Origin of the sequence: Streptomyces nigra (assembly GCF_003074055.1) — a bacterium.
Taxonomy (GTDB): Bacteria; Actinomycetota; Actinomycetes; order Streptomycetales; family Streptomycetaceae; genus Streptomyces; species Streptomyces nigra.
This window is the reverse complement of sequence record NZ_CP029043.1, coordinates 6080126-6099277: the sequence shown is the minus strand read 5'-3', so window position 1 is coordinate 6099277 and position 19152 is coordinate 6080126. Positions and strand designations below refer to the sequence as shown.

Genomic DNA, 19152 nt, shown 5'->3' with positions numbered 1-19152 from the left:
CCCGAGCCGCGGCCGGGCGGCCCGGTGGGTGAGGTAGCACCAGGGAACGGCTCTCAGCCGTTGCGGCGCACGAGGGCGGCCCTGCGGGCTTCGGCGAGCTTGCGGGCCTCGTCCGTCTTCCGGGACTTGCCGCCGGCCCCGCGGGAGGCGCCCTTGCTGGTGCCGAGGCCGCGGAAGGGGGCGTTGGTGTTCTTGGGCCGGGGGGCGGCGGGCCCGCCGTCGAGCGGGATCCCGGAGGGAGCCTTGGCGCCGGTGATCCGGCTCAGCTCCGCCTCGCCCGAGCGCACCTTGGTGACGGTCGGCTCGATGCCGGCCTCGGCCATCATGCGGCTCGTCTCGCGGCGCTGACTCCCCAGCACGAGCGTGACCACGCTGCCGGACTCACCGGCGCGGGCGGTGCGGCCCGCCCGGTGCACATAGTCCTTGGCGTCGGTGGGCGGGTCGACATTGACCACGAGGTCGAGATCGTCGACGTGCAGGCCACGGGCCGCGACGTCGGTCGCCACCAGAACGGTGATCTGGCCGTTCTTGAACTGCGCCAGGGTCCGTGTGCGCTGCGGCTGGGACTTGCCGCTGTGCAGGGCCCCGGCGTGCACCCCGCCGGCCCGCAGATGCCGGGTGAGCTGGTCGACGGCGTGCTTGGTGTCGAGGAACAGCAGGACGCGGCCGTCGCGGGCGGCGATCTCCGTGGTGACGGCGTAGCGGTCGGGGCCGTGGACGACCAGGACGTGGTGCTCCATCGTCGTGACCGCGCCCGCGGCCGGGTCGACCGAGTGGACGACGGGGTCGTGGAGGTAGCGCTGGACCAGTTGATCGACGTCGCGGTCGAGGGTGGCCGAGAAGAGCATGTGCTGACCGTCGGGGTGCACCTGGTCGAGCGCGTCGGAAACCTGCGGCAGGAATCCCAGGTCGCACATCTGGTCGGCCTCGTCCAGCACGGTGATCTTCACTCGTCCCAGGCGGCAGGCTTTGCGCTCGATCAGGTCGTGCAGGCGTCCTGGGGTGGCGACGACCACCTCGGCCCCCTCGCGCAGCGCGGCGATCTGCCGCCCGATCGACATTCCGCCGACGACCGTGGCGACCCGCAGCCGCAGTGCCTCGGCGTACGGCGTCAGCGCCTGGGTGACCTGCTGGGCCAGCTCCCGGGTGGGCACGAGGATCAGAGCGAGGGGCTGCTTCGGTTCGGCGCGCCGCCCCGCCATGCGGGTCAGCAGCGGCAGGCCGAAGGCGAGCGTCTTGCCCGATCCGGTGCGCCCGCGTCCCAGGACGTCGCGCCCCCGCAGGGCGTCGGGCAGGGTGGCGGCCTGGATCGGGAAGGGTTCGCTCACCCCGAGTTCGCTGAGTGTCCGCAGCACCTGGGTCGGCAGTTCCAGGCCGGCAAAAGTGACGGCTGGGGTCGACGCCCCGGGCTGGGCGGGACTGCCGTGAGCGATGCCGGAGTCATGGGGGTGCTTCATGAACAGCCTTCCGTAGGGAACGTACCGAGGAAGGCCCGGCAGGTTTCAACAGCCCACGCGGAAGCTGAACGGAACGGGCGGAAACGCCCACCGCGACGACCACGCAAACCCCTGACACTAACACACGGCATGACCTGGCGCCGCTGACATCGATCGCCCGTGCCTCGCCGACCGGCACACCGCGTCATTCCGCAGGGATGCGGAACTCGAATTCGGGACGGTCCCACGGTACGGCGGGCGGGTTCGCGAACGCGGTCCCGGTCCGCACCGCGCCGACACGGTGGTAGAAGTGCTCGGCGGGACGATGCGACACGACCTTGACGCGGTCGAGCCCGGCCGCACGGGCCTCGGTCTGCATGTGCGCGACGAGCAGCCGTCCGATACCCCGTCCCTGCGCCTCGTCGGCGACGAACAGCAGGTCGAGCTCCGGTGGATCGAGGACGAGCGAGTAGAACCCGAGGACCCGCTCTCCCTGCTGGTCGGCGCCGACGGCCACAAAGGCGCGGTGGGCCTCGATGTAATCCGGACCGACGCGGTAGCCCGCGACCGCGGCCGCGTACTTGCCCTCGTAGGCCCCTGAGCCACGCACCAGCCGCGTGAGCCGTTTGGCATCCCGCGCGACGGCCCCCCGGATCATGACCGGCCGGCTGACCGGGGAATGGCGTGCGCTCATCGGGAAAGTATTTCGCACCGGAGCGTGCCGCCACGCGGCGGGCCCCGATGGGCCACGTCACGGTCGTTTGCCACCGCTGCCCGCGTCGGCAGGGAGTCGGCAGCCACGGCCTTGAACTGCCCGTCTCCGGGTCGGGCACCGGCGACGGCTTCTTCGGCCCCCTCCGGGAGCGGGTGGCAGGACGGGGACGGGCTCCGTGCCGGTTCGGTGCGCTCAACCACCCCGCCCGCGCTCACCGGCTGGTCGGGTGTGCCGGTGGTCGGGACTTCCGTGGCCGCGGCCCCCGCGACAGCGGTCACGGCGAAGGCCGCAACGAGCCAGCGGCGCGTCCGGCTCACCCGGGCGTTGTCGTCGGTCATGTCGGCGTCCCTCTGCTCGAAGTCGACACCGTACAAGCACGACGAAGGCGCGATGTCCGTGCGGTCAGTCGCCGGTCGTCCTGTCGATCAGGCGGCCGTACGCCAGTTGCAGGGCGTCCGCGCCGGCCAGGGCCGCCAGGGCGCCCATGGCCGTGCGGGTGGCGCGGGGCCAGAGGAGTTGGCCGGCGGTCAGGGAAGAGGCGACCCAGACGCTCATGCAGAACGGGCAGGTGGCCAGTTCGCCGGCGGTGTGGCGGCTGCCTTCCGGCTTGGCCTCCTCGTGCAGTTCGGCCGGGCCCTGCGGGGCGACGTACCGGGTGAAGGGGGCGCGAAGCGGGCTGGTGACCGATGCCTTGGTCAGCAGTCTGCTGAGCCGGAACGTGGCGATCGAGGTGAGGGCCACGTCCCACGGTTCGGGGCGGTCCGGCAGGGGCCGGCCGCGCAGGCGTACGGCGGTGGCCCAGGCGGCCGTGTAGCCGGCGAAGCCCGCCATGGCCGCGAGGTAGCCGCCGAGGGGGCGGTCGTGGCCCGCCGCGTACTCCCGCCGGGTGCGCCGCAGGAGTCCGTGCAGGCGTCCTGTCGGAGGGTCGTCGTCCGCCGGGACCGTCTTGTCCGCCGGGTCCGCCGTGTGTGCCGTGTTCATGGGCTCCTGTTTCCGTTGTTTCCGCAGTACCCCTCGGTCACTTCTCCTCGAAGTCCTCGGGGCTCACGCCCGCCTCCTCGAGGGCTTCCTTGACCGTGCGTCCGGTGGCGCCGGCGCCGGGGGTGCCGGCCTCCGGGGCGCTCTTCACGGTGAGGACCTCGTCGGTCGTGCCGGTCTTCGGGCGGTTCTCTTCGGGAGTGGTCATCACGGCCCCTTGTCGCTTCGCGGGTCTGGCCGGCCCGTCCTATGGCCGCCGTCTCCGGCGGCGGTCCGGACGGGCGGCGGGACAGACCGACTAACCTCAGCGGTGCCGGCTAAACACCTGCCCGCAGCATGCGCAGCACCGCCTGTTCGACCGGCCCGTGGGTGGCGGGCAGGCCGTCGGTGCCCTCGTCGCCCAGGTGGGGCAGCGCCTCGGCGACGGTCACGCCCTCCTCGTCGAGCTCGATCACCCTCGGGTTGATGTGGGAGGCGCGGCAGACCGCAGGGGTGTTGCCGAGATGGCCGACACCTCGCGGGCCGCGCGGGCGATGGCCTTGCTCGCTGCGCGCGACGGGGTGCGAGACGGCCAGGGCGACGGCGGCCACGCAGGTTCAGCAATGTGCCGACGTCACACGTCTCCGCGTACGACCACCACCGGGCAGTGCGCATGATGGAGCATCGCCTGGCTCACCGAGCCGAGCAGGAGGCCGGTGAAGCCGCCGCGGCCGCGCGCGCCGACCACGAGGAGCTGGGCTGAGCGGCTCGCCTCGATCAGGGTCTCCCGCGTCGGGCCCCGTACCGCCCTGGTGGTGACGGGCACGTCCGGGAAGCGCTCCCGGTGCCCGGCGATCGCCTCGGACACCAGCCGCTCCTCGTCCTGCGCCAGTGCGCCCGGCGCGGCGGCGTACGGACCCTCGTCCGGGGCGGGCAGCGGCGCGTTCCACGGGGTCCAGGCATGCAGCGCCAGCAGCGGGGCCTTGCGCAGGTCGGCCTCGGCGAACGCGAAGTCCGTCGCCGCCTCGGCGGAGGGCGAGCCGTCGACGCCGAGGACGACGGGACCGTCGGATCCGGGCTCCTCGCGGACGACCATGACCGGGCACCGGCCGTGCGCCGCGAGATGGACGGCCGTCGAGCCGACCAGCAGGCCCACGAAGCCGCCCAGCCCCCGTGATCCGACCACCACCAGCTCCGCGGAGCGCGACTGGACCTCCAGGGTGGCCAGCGGTTCGCCGCTCACGACGGAGGAGGTGACGTCGATCCCCGGAGCGATCGTCCGGGCCCGCTCGACGGCCTGGGCGACCATCGTCTCCACCTCGTTGCGCAGCCCGCCGTCGTCCGGGCCCAGTGGGGACGGGCCCAGCGGCACATGCAGGGCGGGCCAGACGAACGCGTGGACGACCTTCAGCGTGGCCTCGCGCAACCGCGCCTCGGCCGCCGCGGCCTCGACGGCGGCCAGACTCGACGCCGATCCGTCCACGCCCACGACCACCAGACCGCTGACACCGCTCGCACCGCTCACGATGACTCCCTCGCCGTCGTCGCCCATCTCCACCAGCGTCACCCGCCGGGCCGCCCCCGGCATCCGGCGGGGCGCGTCAGGGGCCCTTCCCCCGCGTGAGCGGGGCGGGGCGTTGCGCCATGGGGCCGATCGGCCTCACTCCGGGGACGTCCAGCGGCTGCCGTACCCCGGTCTCCCGGCCGACGCTGGAGGGGTACCGCACACCGGCCCGAGCCGCCGCGCGGCCCGCTCCGGGGCCCGGCACCGGTCGGGACCGTCCCGGGAGCGCCCGGGCGGGCGTGACCGGAAGGGAGAGCACCGCCATGGTCCGTTACGTGTACGCGTTCACCGAGGGCGGCCGGGACATGGCCGAGCTGCTCGGCGGGAAGGGCGCCAACCTCGCCGAGATGACCCGGATGGGGCTGCCGGTGCCGCCCGGGTTCACCGTGACCACCGAGGCCTGCCGGGTCTTCCTCGCCACCGGTGCCGAGCCGGACAGGCTGTCCCGGGAGATCTCCGATCATCTGACCGCGCTGGAGGAGGCCGCCGGGCGGCGGCTCGGCCAGCCCGACGACCCGCTGCTGCTGTCGGTCCGCTCCGGGGCGCGCTTCTCCATGCCCGGCATGATGGAGACGATCCTCGACGTCGGCCTCAACGACGCGTCCGTCCAAGGGCTCGCCAAGTCCTCCGGGAACGAGCGCTTCGCCTGGGACTCCTACCGCCGTCTCGTGCAGATGTTCGGCAGCACGGTCATGGGGGTCGACGGCGCGCTGTTCGAGGACGTCATGACCCGGCTCAAGCAGGACCGGGGCGCGGCGGACGACCTCGGCCTGGACGCGGGCGATCTCGCCGAGCTGGTCGAGGCGTACAAGGAGCTGATCCACCAGCACACCGGCGACCACTTCCCGCAGCTCCCCGCCGAGCAGCTGCGCCGGGCGGTCCTCGCGGTCTTCTCGTCCTGGAACGTCGAACGGGCCCGGCTCTACCGGCGCCGCGAGCACATCCCGGACGACCTGGGCACCGCGGTGAACGTGCAGACGATGGTCTTCGGCAATCTGGGCCCCGACTCCGGCAGCGGCGTCGCCTTCACCCGCGACCCGGCCAGCGGCCGGCCCGGTCTGTACGGCGACTACCTGCCGAACGCGCAGGGCGAGGACGTCGTGGCCGGCATCCGCAACACCGTCCCGCTGGCCGAGCTGGAACGCCTGGACCCGACGTCGTACGCACAACTGCGCGCGCATATGCGGGCGTTGGAGGAGCACTACCGGGATCTGTGCGACATCGAGTTCACCATCGAACGCGGGCGGCTGTGGATGCTGCAGACCCGGGTCGGCAAACGCACCGCCGAGGCCGCGTTCGCGATCGCCGCCGAACTCGTCGACGAGGGGCTGATCGACGCCGACGAGGGGCTGCGGCGCGTCGGCGGCGAGGGGCTGGCCCGGCTGATGTTTCCCCGGTTCGACACCTCGGGGGTCGACGAGCCGCTCGCGCGGGGCATCCCGGCCTCGCCGGGTGCAGCGGTCGGCGCCGCGGTGTTCGACTCCGCCGAGGCGGTCCGCCGTGCCGCCGACGGGGAGCGGGTCGTCCTGGTCCGGCAGGAGACGACACCCGACGACCTGCCGGGCATGGTGGCCGCGCAGGCCGTGCTGACCAGCCGGGGCGGCAAGACCAGCCATGCCGCCGTGGTCGCCCGGGGCATGGGCAAGGTGTGCGTGTGCGGGGCGGAGGGGATCGACGTCGACCCGCGCCGCCGTCGCTTCACCGTGGGCGGCACGGTCGTCGAGGAGGGCACGGTCCTGTCCGTGGACGGCTCCGCCGGAGCGGTGTACGCGGGCGCGGCCCCGCTGGTCGACTCCGCCGTCATGCGGTACTTCGAGACCGGTGACCGGTCGGGGCCCTCGTCCGGACTGGTCGACGCGGTGGCCCGCTTCATGGACCGGGCCGACGGTGTACGGCGACTGGGCGTGCGTGCCAACGCCGACACCCCCGAGGACGCGGCCCGTGCCCGCCGGTTCGGCGCCGAGGGCATCGGGCTGTGCCGCACCGAGCACATGTTCCTCGGCGAGCGGCGGCCCCTGGTCGAGGCAATGATCCTGGCCCGTACGGACGCCGAACGCGACCGCGCGCTCGCCCGGTTGCTGCCGCTGCAGCGCCAGGACTTCACCGGCATCCTGGAGGCGATGGACGGCCTGCCCGTCACGATCCGGCTCCTCGATCCGCCGCTGCACGAGTTCCTTCCCGACCGCACGGAACTCGCCGTCCGCCTCGCCGCCGCACAGGCCCGCGGCACCGAACCCAGCGCCCACGACCGGGAGTTGCTGGACGCCGTGAACCGTATGCATGAGGAGAACCCGATGCTCGGCCTGCGCGGGGTGCGTCTCGGTCTGGTCGCGCCCGGCCTGGTCGCCATGCAGGTGCGGGCGGTCGCCGAAGCGGTCGTGGAGCGCAGGCGCGCCGGTGGTGATCCGCGCGCGGAGATCATGGTGCCGCTGATCGACACGGTCGAGGAACTGCGGCTCGTCGGCGAGGAGGTACGGCGAGTGCTGGCGAAGGTGTCCGAGGAGTCCGGCGTCGTCGTGGAGTGCCCCGTCGGCACGATGATCGAGCTGCCCCGGGCCGCGCTGACGGCGGACCGGATCGCCGAGGAGGCGGAGTTCTTCTCGTTCGGCACGAACGATCTCACCCAGACGACCTGGGGGTTCTCCAGGGACGACGTCGAGGCGGCGTTCTTCTCGGCCTATCTGGACAAGGGCGTCTTCAAGGTGTCCCCGTTCGAGACGATCGACCGCGAGGGCGTCGGCCGGCTGGTCGGGATCGCGGTCGCGGAGGGCCGCGCCGCCCGGCCCGATCTCAAGATCGGGGTCTGTGGCGAGCACGGCGGGGACCCCGAGTCGGTGCACTTCTTCCACACGGCCGGCCTCGACTACGTCTCCTGCTCCCCGTTCCGCGTACCGGTGGCCCGGTTGGAGGCCGGACGGGCGGCCCTGGAGGGGACTCACGAACCGAACGGCCGTGCGCGGTGAGGGAGTCGGCATGATGACCCGCATCGTCGGTGAGGTGATGACCGGGGGAGGTCGTCGAGGCGCGCCGCGAGACGCCGGCCGGGGAACCGGCGCGTCTGCTGGAGCCGCATCGCATCGGCGGTCTGCCCGTGCCGGCCCACGACGAGAAGAAGGTCGTGGGTGTGGCGGCCCGGGCGGATCTGGCCGGACGTGAGTACGCTGCCCGGCCGCCGAGGTGATGTCGACGCCCGCGGTCACGGTGCATCCCGAGCAGCGCGTCGCGGCGGCGGCGCGGGGGATGGAGCGTCACCGTGTCGACCGGCTGCCCGTGGTGGACGAGGAGGACCGGCTGATCGGCGTCGCCACCCGCCGGGTCCTGCTGCGGGTCTTCCCGCGGAGGGACGACGAGATCCGCCGCGAGGTGACGGACGCCGTGCTGCCGCGCGTGCTGTCCCCTACGGGACCGTGCGCCGTGACCGTCGTGTCGGTCCGGGACGGCGTGGTCACGCTGGCGGGCCGGCTCGCGGACCGGGACGCCGTCGCCCTCGCCGTCCGGTCGGTGTGGCGCGTCGACGGCGTGGTGGGCGTGGTGAACCACCTGACCGGCCTGACCGGCCTGACCGACTTGACCGGCCTGACGACCGAGGCCGGGCCCGGCGTCAGTCCTGGGCGGCGCCGAGTCCCGTGAGGGCGCCGACCGGGTCCAGGTCGGGTGTCCCCCGGGGCCACCAGTCGTCCCGGCCCGGCTCGGACTCGTACGGGTACCAGACGCCGTCCCGGCCCAGGCGGAGCTGGACGTGTCCACGCGGGTGGGTGAGGCGGTTGCGCCAGGGCCGGAACGCGGGCAGGTCGGCGGCCAGGAGCAGTGGCCGGGCCCGGTCGAAGCGGCCCGCCGGCGGGTCCCAGGGTTCCTCGAGGACGGCCAGCCCCTCCAGGCCCCCCTGGCGCCAGGCGGCGACGGCCCGGGCGAGGTCCGCCGTCGTACGGCCGGCGGCCGAGGCGAGCGAGGCGTACAGCGCACGGCTGTTGGCGGTGAGGCCGGAACCGGGGCGGGCGGCGGCGAGCCGCACGGCGTCCTGCCAGAGCGTCAGCCCGCCGACCGGGTCCCGGCCGGACTGCAGCAGGGTGTGCGCCCGGGCCGCCGCGTCGGTGGCCAGCTGGTCCAGCGCGAACGGGTCCGGACCGCCCGGCGCCGCCGGATACACCGGAGGCTGCTCGGGGTGCGGCACGGCGGGCAAGGGCGGCGGCAACGGCGCGAGCCGGCGCTCCGGGGACAGCGCCTCGGTGGCGCGTACGCCCGCCAGGGGCGCCGGTTCCCGCTCCTGCGCAGCACGGGCCGCGCGCGCGGCGTTGCGCCGGGACAGGGCGTCGAGCAGCTCGCGCTCGCCCCGGCCGCGCAGCAGGAACAGCACGAACGGGTCGGCGTCCAGCAGACGTGCCGTCTGATAGCAGAGCGCCGCCGCGTGCTTGCAGGGGTGCCCCCGGTCGGGACAGCTGCACCGGGGGTCGAGGTCGCCCGGGCCCGGCAGCAGCGGCACGTCCCCCTCGGCGAGGGACTGCGGCATCTCCTTGTCGAGCAGCGCCGCGATATGCGCCGGGCGTTCGGTCACGGCGTCCAGGAACCGCGCCCAGTCGTCGTCGCCGAGCGTCCGCAGCCGCACCTGCACGCGGTACGGCCTCGGGCGGCTGCCGCGTACGTACGCCAGCACCAGCCCCGGTGTCACCGTGATGGCGTCGACATGTCCCTCCTGTGCGTAACCGCGGCCCCGGGCCAGGCGCTTGGCGTCCAGGGCGCCCTCCTCCAGAGCCGCCACCCAGGCGTTGCCCCACCATGTCTCGGCGAACCCGGCGTCGTCCGTCGGACGCGGCGCGAACGCCGGGAACGTACGCCGCAGTTCGCCGTCCCGGCCGGGGGCTGCCATGGAACGGGGCACTTGGGGGGTTGCGGCCGGGGCGAGGTCGGGGGCGGGCGTGGGGGTACGGGACGGCTCGGCCGGGGGCGCGTCGTCGGCAGCCCGGATCGTGAAGTCGGTGCGGGACGCCGGGGCCGGTGCGGACCCCAAGTCGTGGGCGTCGACGGGGCGGGCGGCACGGCCGGAACGGCCGACACGGTCGGCACCGTCGGCACGTCCAGCGCTGTCGGCACGGCCGGTGCGGCCGGTGTCGCCGGTGTCGTCCGTGTCGTCGGCACGGCCGGCACGGTCGGCGCGGTCCGGATCGTCGCGGCGCTCGGCGTCGTCCCCCTCGTCCCAGGACGGCATCCGAAAAGCGCCCGCCACCAGGCGTCTGACCTCGCGGGCACGCTGGGCTGCGGTGTCCTGGGCCTCTCCCCCGCCCGTCCGCTCCCCCGCCGCCCCACCGGGCGCCGCACGCCGGGGCCGACGTGCTGCGTCCCGACCCTCCCGAGCGGCCTCCTCCGCTGCCCGCCGCCGCTCCTCCAGGGCAGCGCGCAACGCCTCCCTGGCCCCCTCGGCGGCCCGCCGCGCCGGGCTGGGGCCGGCCGTCGCACCTTCACCGGCATCGGAACCGGACCCGGCGTCGGCACGGCGTTCCGGACCCGTATCCGCATCCGTACCCGACGCCGCCGCAGCCCGCCGAAGCGCCGCACGAGCCGCGTCCCCCGGCCGGACCTCGGCCCGCGCGGACCCTCCGCCGGACACCTCGCCGTCGGCACCCGCCTCCCGCTCCGCCTCACGCCTCTCCCGGGCGGCCCGCAGCGCCTCCCGGGCCGCGTCGGCGGGGCTCTGAGCGCGTTCGTCGCCCCCCGTCATGACTCCCTCCTCAGCGACACCAGGTCGGTCAGCTCACGGTCCGTCAGTTCCGTGAGGGCGGACTCGCCGGTGCCGAGGATCGCGTCGGCCAGGGCCCGCTTGGAGGCGAGCATGTCGGCGATGCGGTCCTCGATGGTGCCCTCGGTGATGAGGCGGTGGACCTGGACCGGCTGGGTCTGGCCGATGCGGTAGGCGCGGTCGGTGGCCTGCTCCTCGACCGCGGGGTTCCACCAGCGGTCGAAGTGGACGACGTGGCCCGCGCGGGTCAGGTTCAGCCCGGTGCCGGCCGCCTTGAGGGAGAGCACGAGGACCGGGGTCGCGCCGCTCTGGAAGCGGTCCACCATCCGTTCCCGCTCCGGGACCGGGGTGCCGCCGTGGAGCATCTCCACCGGGACGGCCCGGGAGGCGAGGTGGGAGGTGATCAGCCGGCCCATCCCTACGTACTGTGTGAAGACCAGCGCCGAGCCGTCCTCCGCGAGCAGGGTGTCGAGCAGCTCGTCCAGGAGTGCCAGCTTCCCGGAGCGGAAAGCGAGGCGCTCGCCCGACGGGTCCTCCTTCAGGTAGAGCGCGGGGTGGTCGCAGATCTGCTTCAGCGACGTCAGCAGCTTGAGCACCAGGCCCCGGCGGGCCATGCCCTCGGCGGTCTCGATGGCGATCAGCGACTCGCGCACCACCGCCTCGTACAGCGCGGCCTGTTCGCGGGTGAGCGGCACCGGGTGGTCCGTCTCCGTCTTGGGCGGCAGCTCGGGGACGATCCCGGGGTCGGACTTCCTGCGGCGCAGCAGGAACGGCCGGACCAGGCGGGCCAACCGCTCGACGGCCTCCTCGTCCTCGCCGTTCTCCACGGCGCGCGCGTGGCGGGCGCGGAAGGACTTCAGGGGGCCGAGCAGGCCCGGGGTCGTCCAGTCGAGCAGGGCCCACAGCTCGGAGAGGTTGTTCTCGACGGGGGTGCCGGTCAGGGCGACGCGTGCCGGTGTCGGGATGGTGCGCAGCGCCTTCGCGGTCGCCGAGTAGGGGTTCTTGACGTGCTGGGCCTCGTCGGCGACGACCATGCCCCAGTCGGCGGCGGCGAGTGTGGGCGCGGCCGAGCGCATGGTGCCGTAGGTGGTGAGGACGAAGCCGCCGTCGAGGTCGTCCAGGGTGCGGTCGGGGCCGTGGAAGCGGCGGACGGGGACGCCGGGGGCGAACCGGTTGATCTCCCGCTGCCAGTTGCCGAGCAGAGAGGCCGGGCACACGACCAGGGTGGGTGCGGGGCGGGCGCGCTTGAGGTGCAGGGCGATGACGGTGATCGTCTTGCCGAGGCCCATGTCGTCGGCGAGGCAGCCGCCGAGTCCGAGCGAGGTCATGAGGTCCAGCCAGGCCAGGCCGCGCAGTTGGTAGTCGCGCAGGGTGGCCCGTAGTCCGGGCGGGGGCTCGGCCGGGCGGATCCCGGCGGTGAGGCGGTCGCGCAGGGCCGCGAGGGCGCCGACCGGTACGGCCTCCACGGTCTCGCCGTCGACCTCGGCGGTGCCGGTGAGGGCGACGGACAGGGCGTCGACCGGGTCGAGGAGCCCGAGTTCGCGTTTGCGGGCCTTGCGGACGAGGGCCGGGTCGACGAGCACCCACTGGTCGCGGAGCCGGACGACCGGGCGGTGCGCCTCGGCGAGCGCGTCCATCTCGGCCTCGGTGAGCGGGTCGCCGCCGATGGCAAGCTGCCAGCGGAACTGGAGCAGTGCCTCGCTCTCGAAGAAGCCGGTGCCGTCGGTGGCGGAGCCGGGGGCGGGCCGTACGACGGCGGCGGCGCTGAGGTCCTGGGCGAGGTCGCGCGGCCAGTGCACTGCGACGCCGGCTGCGGCGAGGCGGGTCGCCGCGACGCCGAGGAGGTCGCCCAGCTCCTCGTCGGACAGGGCGAGGACGTCGGGCGCGTCCTGCTCGGCCAGGCGGTCGAGCGGCGGCCACACGCGGGCGGCGCGCCGGACGGCGAGCGCGGCGTCGACGCGGGCGCGGGGCCCGAAGGCGGTGTCCGCCTCGCCGGACCACAGGGCGGCGGCGTCGGCCACGAGGGTGGGGTCGGCGAGGCTGTGCACCTGGACGATCGCGGCGCCCGCGTTGCGTGAGCCGCCCCCGTCGTCGAAGAGGGTGTGCGCCGACAGGTCGAGGCGCAGCGAGATGCGCACGCCCGCGTCCATGCCGGCGGCGACCTCGGCCGCCCAGGCCTGCGCGGTGGGCAGGGGCTGGGCCTCGCGCGCGGCGAAGGGGCGGCCGGCGGCGTAGGGAGCGGCCGGGGTGCGGGGCAGGGTGTCGGCGACGGCGTCCAGGAAGGACCGCAGAAGCGCCTCGGGGTCGGGCAGCCGCAGCGGGCCCGGCCCAGGCAGCGGGACGGCGTGCCCTTCGGGGGGCAGGGCGGCGGCGATCGCCCGCAGGTGGGTGATGTCGTCGGGGTCGAGGGGACCGGCCCGCCAGGCGTCGTGGCCGGTGGGGGTCAGACCGGGGAGGAGGCGGCCGCGCGCGGTGAGCCGCAGGGCGTGCAGGGCGGCGGCGCCCCAGCAGGCGGTGGCGGGGTGGGCGGCCGGGTCGTGCCGGGCTCGGACGAGCAGGGGCAGCGCCTCGGTGAGGGGCAGGGTCAGCGACGGGGTGGTGCGGCGGCGGACCGTGGATCCGTGCGGCCGTACGACCGTGAGCTCGCCGTCCGGGGAGGGCAGGGGGCCGCCCCGCGGGTCCCAGAACGCGATCCGGCCCTCACGCGGGAGCGGCGCGGGCAGGAACACGGCGGCGAGCCTGACGGGCGGCACGCCCTCGTCCGTGCTCGCGGCCGTCGCGGGTGCGCTGCTCATACGTCCTGTCACCTCCCTCCCCGACGTCGGACCGACTGTCTCCGACTCTACGGGCGGGGTCTGACAATCGGCCCCGGCCCCGGGGCGGGCGCCTCCGGGCCGTGTCCGCGGGCTACGGGACGGTGCGGGCGACGACGAACACGAAGGGCTTCTGCGGATCGGCGAGGTTCACCACGATGTCGTGGGTGGGTGCCGGGTTCTTCCGCTTGTCGACGACGCCGTACCAGGGGCCTTCGCCGGTGAACTTCCAGCCGGTGATCTTCTGGTCGCGGGCGCTGATGGTGAAGTCGTCCCGCTGCAGGTCGCCCCGGTCGAGCCCCATCGTCTTCAGATACGAGTCGAGTCCGGCGGGGACGGTCTCGAACTGGACGTAGAGCCGGCTCGTCTTCCAGTTGTTGGTCTCGTAGTAGGCGACCTTGTACGACGGGACCGGGATGGTGACCTTGTAGATGTGGCGCTGGACACGGGCGGGCCAGCCCGCGGTGAGGCCGGTCGCCGAGTACTTGGCCTCCTTGTCCTTGCCGCTGTCCCGGCTCTGGTTGGCGGAGATGACCAGGTAGCCGGCGGGGACGCCGATGAGCAGCACGATGATGAGCAGCGTGAGCGCGCGGCGGCGGTTGCGGTGGCGGCGGTCCTCGGTGGGCTGCTTCGGCTCGTCCGGGGAGTCGGCCTGACGGGGTACGGACACGGTCACGCCGACCCCTGCGAGGTCCGGCGGGACTCCGTGAAGCGCGCGTACCGCTCGTAGCGCTCGACGCGGCGCCGGTTGGCGCGGCGGAAGCGCCGGGCGACCAGGCGGGCCAGGTCGGCGGCACCGACCATGCCGGCCTCGGGGCCGAGCTGGGCGCGGGCGATACGGGCCTCGGGGCGGTAGCCGCGGCCGGTGAGCTGGCGTTTGAAGGCGTCGCGCGCGGGGCCGATGAGCAGGTCGTCGGCGGCGGAGACACCGCCTCCGATGACGAAGCAGGAGGGGTCGAGGGCGGCGGCCAGGTTGGCGATGCCGACGCCGAGCCACTGGCCGATGTCCTGGAGCAGTTCGATGCACATGGCGTCGCCCTCGCGGGCGAGCTCGGTGATCATCGGGCCGGTGATGTCGGAGATCTGGCCCTTGACGTGCTCGATGATCCCGTACGCCACCGGGGAGTCGGCGGCGGCCAGCTCGCGGGCCTCGCGGACGAGCGCGTTGCCCGAGCTGTACTGCTCCCAGCAGCCGCGGTTGCCGCAGGGGCAGCGGTGGCCGCCGGGCACGACCTGCATATGGCCGAACTCTCCGGCGACGCCGTACTTGCCGCGCTTGACCTGCCCGTCCTCCAGGATCGCGCCGCCGATGCCGGTGCCGAGGGTGATCATGACGAGGTGGTCCTCGCCGCGTCCGGCGCCGAAGCGCCACTCGGCCCAGGCGGCGGAGTTGGCGTCGTTGTCGACCAGGACGGGCACGGCGAGGCGGCCCGCGAGACGGTCGCGCAGCGGTTCGTTGCGCCACGACAGATGGGGGGCGAACAGGACGCGGTTGCGGTCGGCGTCGACCCAGCCGGCCGCGCCGATGCCGACGGCGTGCACGTCGTGGCGGTCGGAGAGGTCCAGGACCAGCTCCACGATCGTGTCCTCGACGACCTTCGGGCTCTTGGACTTGTCCGGCGTCTCCGTGCGGAGCTTCTCCAGGATGTTGCCGTCCGCGTCCACGACGCCCGCCATCACCTTGGTGCCGCCGATGTCGATGCCCACGGTGGGCACGCGGGGAGCCGACAGATGCGAGCGGCGCTCTCTGGAGCCGACCGTTCGCAGAACGGGAGCCCGGCGGGAGCCGATCGGTGCGGTGAAGTCGCGGTAGGTGCTCATCAGGCCCGATTCTGCCGCACGCTCACTCGGGGTGCCGAGCGGGGGAACAATGGGACGGTTGCCGCGAGTGGCCGGGATCGGGCGGGAATGTGCAGCGGGAGGCGGGCGCCGGCGCACTCGAAGCGGCCGCCCATTTGTCCTGACATTGCTACGTACCGGCCGGTCCGGTCAGGACCGTACGAGGAGCTGGAACTCGAACGAGTAGCGGCTCGGCCGGTAGGTGTGGGTGCCGTACTCGATCGCGCGGCCGGTGTCGTCGAACGTCACCCGCTGCATCGTGAGGAGCGGGGCGCCCTCCTTCTCGGCAAGGCGGTCGGCCTCGGCGGCGGTGGCGGCGCGGGCCCCGATGGTCTGCCGGGCGCTGTGCAGGGTGATCCCGGCGGCGCGCATCAGCCGGTACAGGCCGGTGGCCTCCAGTTGCTCGGTGTCCAGGTCCAGCAGGCCGGGCGGCAGGAAGTTGCACAGGTGGGCCATCGGTTCGCCGTGCGCGAGGCGCAGCCGTTCGATCCGGTGCACATCGCCGCCCTCGGGGACCCCCAGGGCGGCGGCGACCTCGGCGGACGCGGGGACCATGGTGTTGACGAGGACGCTGGTCGCGGGACGCTGCCCCGCCGACTCCAGGTCGTCGTAGAGGCTGCTGAGCTCCAGCGGGCGCTTGACCTGACTGTGCACGACCTGGGTGCCGACGCCGCGGCGGCGCACCAGCAGCCCCTTGTCGACCAGGGACTGGATGGCCTGGCGGACGGTGGGACGGGACAGACCGAGGCGCGCGGCGAGTTCGATCTCGTTGCCGAGCAGGCTGCCGGGCGTGAGCGCTCCGTGCTCGATGGCGGCCTCGAGCTGCTGCGACAGCTGGAAGTACAGGGGCACCGGACTGCTCCGGTCCACGCTCAGCTCGAGTTCCACGGTCGGGTCCACTTCTGGTTTCGGCACGGCCCGACTGTAGCTCTACGGCCCATTGACGGGAAGTTGTGTAGTTCGATTGTCCGGACATTGTCATTGACAGCGTCCACACCGAACCCGCACTTTGTTTCCATGCGCATCGGGGTCATCGGGACGGGCCGCATCGGCACCATCCACGCGAACACGCTCAGTCGCCATCGTGACGTCGGGTCGCTGATCCTCACGGACGCGAATCCGTCACGCGCCCAGGAGCTGGCCCACCGGCTCGGCGAGACGGCGGCGCCGGGCATGGACGAGATCTTCCGGTGGGGTGTGGACGCGGTGGTGATCACCACGGCGACCTCCGCGCACGCCGAGCTGATCGGGCGAGCGGCCCGGTCGGGTCTGCCGGTGTTCTGCGAGAAGCCGATCGCGCTCGATCTGCCGGGGACGCTGCAGGCCATCGCCGAGGTGGAGACGGCCGGGACGATTCTGCAGATGGGGTTCCAGCGCCGGTTCGACGCCGGGTACGCCGGGGCGCGGGAGGCGGTGCGGTCCGGCCGGCTGGGGCGGCTGCACACCGTGCGGGCCCTCACCAGCGACCAGGCGCCGCCGCCCGCCGCGTGGCTGCCGCTGTCGGGCGGGCTCTACCGGGACACGCTGATCCACGACTTCGACATGCTGCGCTGGGTGACCGGGCGGGAGGTCGTGGACGTGTACGCGGCCGGTTCGGACGCCGGGCCCGCGATGTTCCGCGAGGCGGGCGACGTGGACACGGCGGCGGCGGTGCTGACGCTGGAGGACGGCACCCTGGCCACGGCCACGGCGACCCGGCTGAACGGCGCCGGGTACGACGTGCGCATGGAGCTGGCCGGCGAGCTGGACCAGGTCGTGGTCGGCCTGGACGACCGTACGCCGATCGCGTCCACCGAGCCGACCGGGCCGCCCGCCGCGGACAAGCCGTGGACCGGGTTCCTGGAGCGGTTCGGCCCGGCCTACGAGGCCGAGCTGAACGCCTTCGTCGAGGTCGTGCGCGGCGAGCGGGCCAACCCCTGCGACGGGCGGGAGGCGCTGCAGGCGCTGCGGATCTCCGAGGCGTGCGAGCTGTCCCGGCGCGACCGAAGACCGGTGGCCCTCGGCGAACTCCCGGGCGGAACGACGACCGCGGCCCTGTGAGACACCCCTCTAGTCGTTGACGCCGTCGACCTCCTCCAGGAGTCCCGCGTCGTACACCAGCAGCGCGATCTGCACCCGGTTGTTGAGGTCCAGCTTGGCCAGGACGCGGGACACGTGGGTCTTCACGGTCGCGACGCTCATGTACAGCTCCCCGGCGATCTCGGCGTTGGACAGGCCCCGGCCGACGGCGACGGCGACCTCGCGCTCACGGTCGTTGAGGGCGGTCAGCCGCTCGCGCGCGTGGGCGCGGCGGGTGTCGGCTGCCGTACCGGCGGCGTGGTCCATCAGCTGCCGGGTCACGGTGGGCGACAGGACGGGGTCACCGGCGGCCACCCTGCGCACCGCGTCGACGATCTCGGCGGGCGGGGTGTCCTTCAGCACGAACCCGGCGGCCCCGGCGCGCAGGGCGCGCAGCACCTGCTCGTCGGCGTGGAACGTGGTCAGCAGCACGACCTGCGGCGGGTCCTGCCGGGCGCGCAGCCGTTCCGTGGCGGTGAGGCCGTCGACGCCGGGCATACGGATGTCCATCAGGACGACGTCGGGCCGGGTGCGGTCGGCCAGCGGTCCGACGTCTGCGCCGTCGGCGGCCTCGCCGACGATCTCGATGTCGTCGGCGCCGCCCAGCATGAGGGACAGCCCGGCCCGGACCAGCGGGTCGTCGTCGACGAGAAGCAGTCTGATGGCAGTCATGGCCCTCACGTAATCACGGTCGTCCGGTGCGCGGGAGCGGGCCGGTCCCGGAGGTCCGGGACACCCGGGTTCACCCCCACGGCAGCCAGGCCCGGATGCCGAACCCCCCGTCGGCGGCGGGCCCGTGCTCGAGCCGCCCGCCCGCCAGCGTCGCACGCTCGCGCAGCCCGATGAGTCCCTGGCCGGAGCCGGGCACGGGCGGCACCTCCCCCTGGGGCGCCCCGTTGCGCACCGCCACCGTCAGGCCCTCGCCGGGCGCGCCGGTGACCGTCACCGTGACCTCGGTGCCCGGGGCGTGCTTGCGGGCGTTCGTCAGCCCCTCCTGGACGATGCGGTAGGCGGTGCGGCCCACGGAGGCCGGTACGGCGGCCCGGTCGGGCACGCGCTGGTCGAGGGTGACCTTCATACCGGCCTCGCGGCACTCGGCGACCAGGCCTTCCAACGCGGCGAGCGTCGGCTGGGGCCGCCCGGAGTCGTCGGACTCGCCGGCCCGCAGGACGCCGATGATCTCGCGCAGGTCCTGCAGTGCTTCGTGGGCGCTCTCCCGGATGACGCCGGCCGCCCGCTGGATCTCGTCGCGGGGTGCGTCCGGGCGGAACTCCAGCGCGCCCGCGTGCACGCTGAGCAGGGTCAGCCGGTGCGCGAGGACGTCGTGCATCTCGCGGGCGATGGCCTCGCGGGCCAGGCGCTGCGCCTGCTCGGCGCGCAGCCGGGCCTCCGTCTCGGCGCGCCGCGCACGGTCGCGCAGGCTCACCATGAGCTGCCGCTTGGACCGGACGAACATGCCCCAGCCGACGACGGCACCCGTGAGGACCACGACCAGGATGACGGCCGGGGCGAACGGCAGGTCGGGGTCGGGGCGCAGCCAGAAGTACAGCGGGCTCAGCGCCACCGACGCGCCGGCGACCCAGGCCACGTACCGGAAGGGCCGGTGCACGGCGAGGGTGAACAGGGCGACGATGCCGGCGCCGCCCGCGGTGTTCGACACGAAGCACACGGGGACCATCGCGATGGCGAGCCCGAGCGGCCAGCGGCGCCGGAGCCATACGGCGGCGCAGGCCAGGGCGCCGATCAGCTGGTCGGCGGCGGCGAGGCCGCTCGGGATGTCCTCCCGTGCCACGGTGTCCGCGGTGACCAGGCCGAGGAACACGGCCAGCAGGAAGCAGCCGAAGTCGACCACCCAGTCGCGGGCCGTGCGCCGGGGCCGGCCGGGGCGTTCGGGGTCGAGGTCGAACTCCTTCGCCAGGGCGGAGGGCAGCAGCCAGCGCCGCCCCACGAGGAGCTGCGGTGCGGGCTGTTGCGTATCGGGGTTCACGGTCGACAAATCTACGCAGCGCACGGTCCCGCCGGGCTTCGGCGAGGGCATC

16 protein-coding genes are annotated in these 19152 nt (G+C 74.1%); 3 read left to right on the top strand and 13 right to left on the bottom strand.

What is annotated here, in order from left to right:
• Positions 1 to 53: 53 nt before the first annotated feature.
• From DC008_RS28140 to DC008_RS28120, 6 genes are all read right to left on the bottom strand, one after another.
• Positions 54 to 1457: a DEAD/DEAH box helicase gene (locus DC008_RS28140; RefSeq protein ID WP_108709356.1), complete on the bottom strand. Its 1404-nt coding sequence runs from the start codon at positions 1455 to 1457 to the stop codon at positions 54 to 56.
• Positions 1458 to 1641: 184 nt separating this feature from the next.
• Positions 1642 to 2130: a GNAT family N-acetyltransferase gene (locus DC008_RS28135; RefSeq protein WP_164492390.1), complete on the bottom strand. Its 489-nt coding sequence runs from the start codon at positions 2128 to 2130 to the stop codon at positions 1642 to 1644.
• Between the two features lie 423 nt (positions 2131 to 2553).
• Positions 2554 to 3132 (bottom strand): DUF1360 domain-containing protein, encoded by a 579-nt coding sequence (locus tag DC008_RS28130; RefSeq protein ID WP_108709354.1) that lies wholly within the window; start codon positions 3130 to 3132, stop codon positions 2554 to 2556.
• A 37-nt stretch (positions 3133 to 3169) separates the two neighbouring features.
• Entirely contained in the window at positions 3170 to 3337 is a 168-nt protein-coding gene (locus tag DC008_RS35530) for a hypothetical protein (protein WP_164492389.1), read from the bottom strand.
• A gap of 109 nt (positions 3338 to 3446) precedes the next feature.
• A complete protein-coding gene (locus tag DC008_RS36495; RefSeq protein WP_425276554.1) occupies positions 3447 to 3584 on the bottom strand; it encodes a hypothetical protein in 138 nt (45 codons plus the stop codon).
• A 158-nt stretch (positions 3585 to 3742) separates the two neighbouring features.
• Positions 3743 to 4660: a universal stress protein gene (locus DC008_RS28120; RefSeq protein ID WP_108710894.1), complete on the bottom strand. Its 918-nt coding sequence runs from the start codon at positions 4658 to 4660 to the stop codon at positions 3743 to 3745.
• A gap of 275 nt (positions 4661 to 4935) precedes the next feature.
• Here DC008_RS28120 and ppdK point away from each other — a divergent pair, with 275 nt between their 5' ends.
• Together ppdK and DC008_RS28110 are read left to right on the top strand one after the other, a co-directional pair.
• Positions 4936 to 7635: a pyruvate, phosphate dikinase gene (ppdK, locus tag DC008_RS28115; RefSeq protein WP_108709353.1), complete on the top strand. Its 2700-nt coding sequence runs from the start codon at positions 4936 to 4938 to the stop codon at positions 7633 to 7635.
• A 217-nt stretch (positions 7636 to 7852) separates the two neighbouring features.
• Positions 7853 to 8302: a CBS domain-containing protein gene (locus tag DC008_RS28110; protein ID WP_341867303.1), complete on the top strand. Its 450-nt coding sequence runs from the start codon at positions 7853 to 7855 to the stop codon at positions 8300 to 8302.
• Here DC008_RS28110 and DC008_RS28105 read toward each other — a convergent pair.
• The 5 genes from DC008_RS28105 to DC008_RS28085 form a co-directional block, all read right to left on the bottom strand.
• Entirely contained in the window at positions 8274 to 10385 is a 2112-nt protein-coding gene (locus DC008_RS28105; protein ID WP_108709352.1) for an SWIM zinc finger family protein, read from the bottom strand. The two genes, DC008_RS28110 and DC008_RS28105, sit on opposite strands and share 29 nt — an antisense overlap.
• Positions 10382 to 13198, bottom strand: a complete 2817-nt coding sequence (locus DC008_RS28100; protein WP_108709351.1) for a DEAD/DEAH box helicase — start codon at positions 13196 to 13198, stop codon at positions 10382 to 10384. The genes DC008_RS28105 and DC008_RS28100 overlap by 4 nt, the downstream gene beginning before the upstream one ends.
• A gap of 112 nt (positions 13199 to 13310) precedes the next feature.
• On the bottom strand, positions 13311 to 13892 hold the full coding sequence (locus DC008_RS28095) for a sugar kinase (RefSeq protein WP_108709350.1): 582 nt from the start codon (positions 13890 to 13892) through the stop codon (positions 13311 to 13313).
• On the bottom strand, positions 13889 to 15037 hold the full coding sequence (locus tag DC008_RS28090) for an ROK family glucokinase (protein WP_055619448.1): 1149 nt from the start codon (positions 15035 to 15037) through the stop codon (positions 13889 to 13891). The genes DC008_RS28095 and DC008_RS28090 overlap by 4 nt, the downstream gene beginning before the upstream one ends.
• 168 nt (positions 15038 to 15205) lie before the next feature.
• Positions 15206 to 15943: a GntR family transcriptional regulator gene (locus DC008_RS28085; protein WP_208646133.1), complete on the bottom strand. Its 738-nt coding sequence runs from the start codon at positions 15941 to 15943 to the stop codon at positions 15206 to 15208.
• A gap of 129 nt (positions 15944 to 16072) precedes the next feature.
• Here DC008_RS28085 and DC008_RS28080 point away from each other — a divergent pair, with 129 nt between their 5' ends.
• Positions 16073 to 17095, top strand: a complete 1023-nt coding sequence (locus DC008_RS28080; protein WP_108709348.1) for a Gfo/Idh/MocA family protein — start codon at positions 16073 to 16075, stop codon at positions 17093 to 17095.
• Positions 17096 to 17104: 9 nt separating this feature from the next.
• Here DC008_RS28080 and DC008_RS28075 read toward each other — a convergent pair whose 3' ends face one another.
• Together DC008_RS28075 and DC008_RS28070 are read right to left on the bottom strand one after the other, a co-directional pair.
• A complete protein-coding gene (locus tag DC008_RS28075; RefSeq protein WP_108709347.1) occupies positions 17105 to 17785 on the bottom strand; it encodes a response regulator transcription factor in 681 nt (226 codons plus the stop codon).
• A 70-nt stretch (positions 17786 to 17855) separates the two neighbouring features.
• Positions 17856 to 19109: a sensor histidine kinase gene (locus DC008_RS28070; RefSeq protein WP_374207387.1), complete on the bottom strand. Its 1254-nt coding sequence runs from the start codon at positions 19107 to 19109 to the stop codon at positions 17856 to 17858.
• Positions 19110 to 19152 lie beyond the last annotated feature (43 nt).

Bases quoted from the DNA above. Each gene is read 5' to 3' on its own strand.
- DC008_RS28140 (WP_108709356.1), bottom strand. From the start codon at position 1,457: ATGAAGCACCCCCATGACTCCGGCATCGCTCACGGCAGTCCCGCCCAG.
- DC008_RS28135 (WP_164492390.1), bottom strand. From the start codon at position 2,130: ATGAGCGCACGCCATTCCCCGGTCAGCCGGCCGGTCATGATCCGGGGG.
- DC008_RS28130 (WP_108709354.1), bottom strand. From the start codon at position 3,132: ATGAACACGGCACACACGGCGGACCCGGCGGACAAGACGGTCCCGGCG.
- DC008_RS35530 (WP_164492389.1), bottom strand. From the start codon at position 3,337: ATGACCACTCCCGAAGAGAACCGCCCGAAGACCGGCACGACCGACGAG.
- DC008_RS28120 (WP_108710894.1), bottom strand. From the start codon at position 4,660: ATGGGCGACGACGGCGAGGGAGTCATCGTGAGCGGTGCGAGCGGTGTC.
- ppdK (WP_108709353.1), top strand. From the start codon at position 4,936: ATGGTCCGTTACGTGTACGCGTTCACCGAGGGCGGCCGGGACATGGCC.
- DC008_RS28110 (WP_341867303.1), top strand. From the start codon at position 7,853: ATGTCGACGCCCGCGGTCACGGTGCATCCCGAGCAGCGCGTCGCGGCG.
- DC008_RS28105 (WP_108709352.1), bottom strand. From the start codon at position 10,385: ATGACGGGGGGCGACGAACGCGCTCAGAGCCCCGCCGACGCGGCCCGG.
- DC008_RS28100 (WP_108709351.1), bottom strand. From the start codon at position 13,198: ATGAGCAGCGCACCCGCGACGGCCGCGAGCACGGACGAGGGCGTGCCG.
- DC008_RS28090 (WP_055619448.1), bottom strand. From the start codon at position 15,037: ATGAGCACCTACCGCGACTTCACCGCACCGATCGGCTCCCGCCGGGCT.
- DC008_RS28080 (WP_108709348.1), top strand. From the start codon at position 16,073: ATGCGCATCGGGGTCATCGGGACGGGCCGCATCGGCACCATCCACGCG.
- DC008_RS28075 (WP_108709347.1), bottom strand. From the start codon at position 17,785: ATGACTGCCATCAGACTGCTTCTCGTCGACGACGACCCGCTGGTCCGG.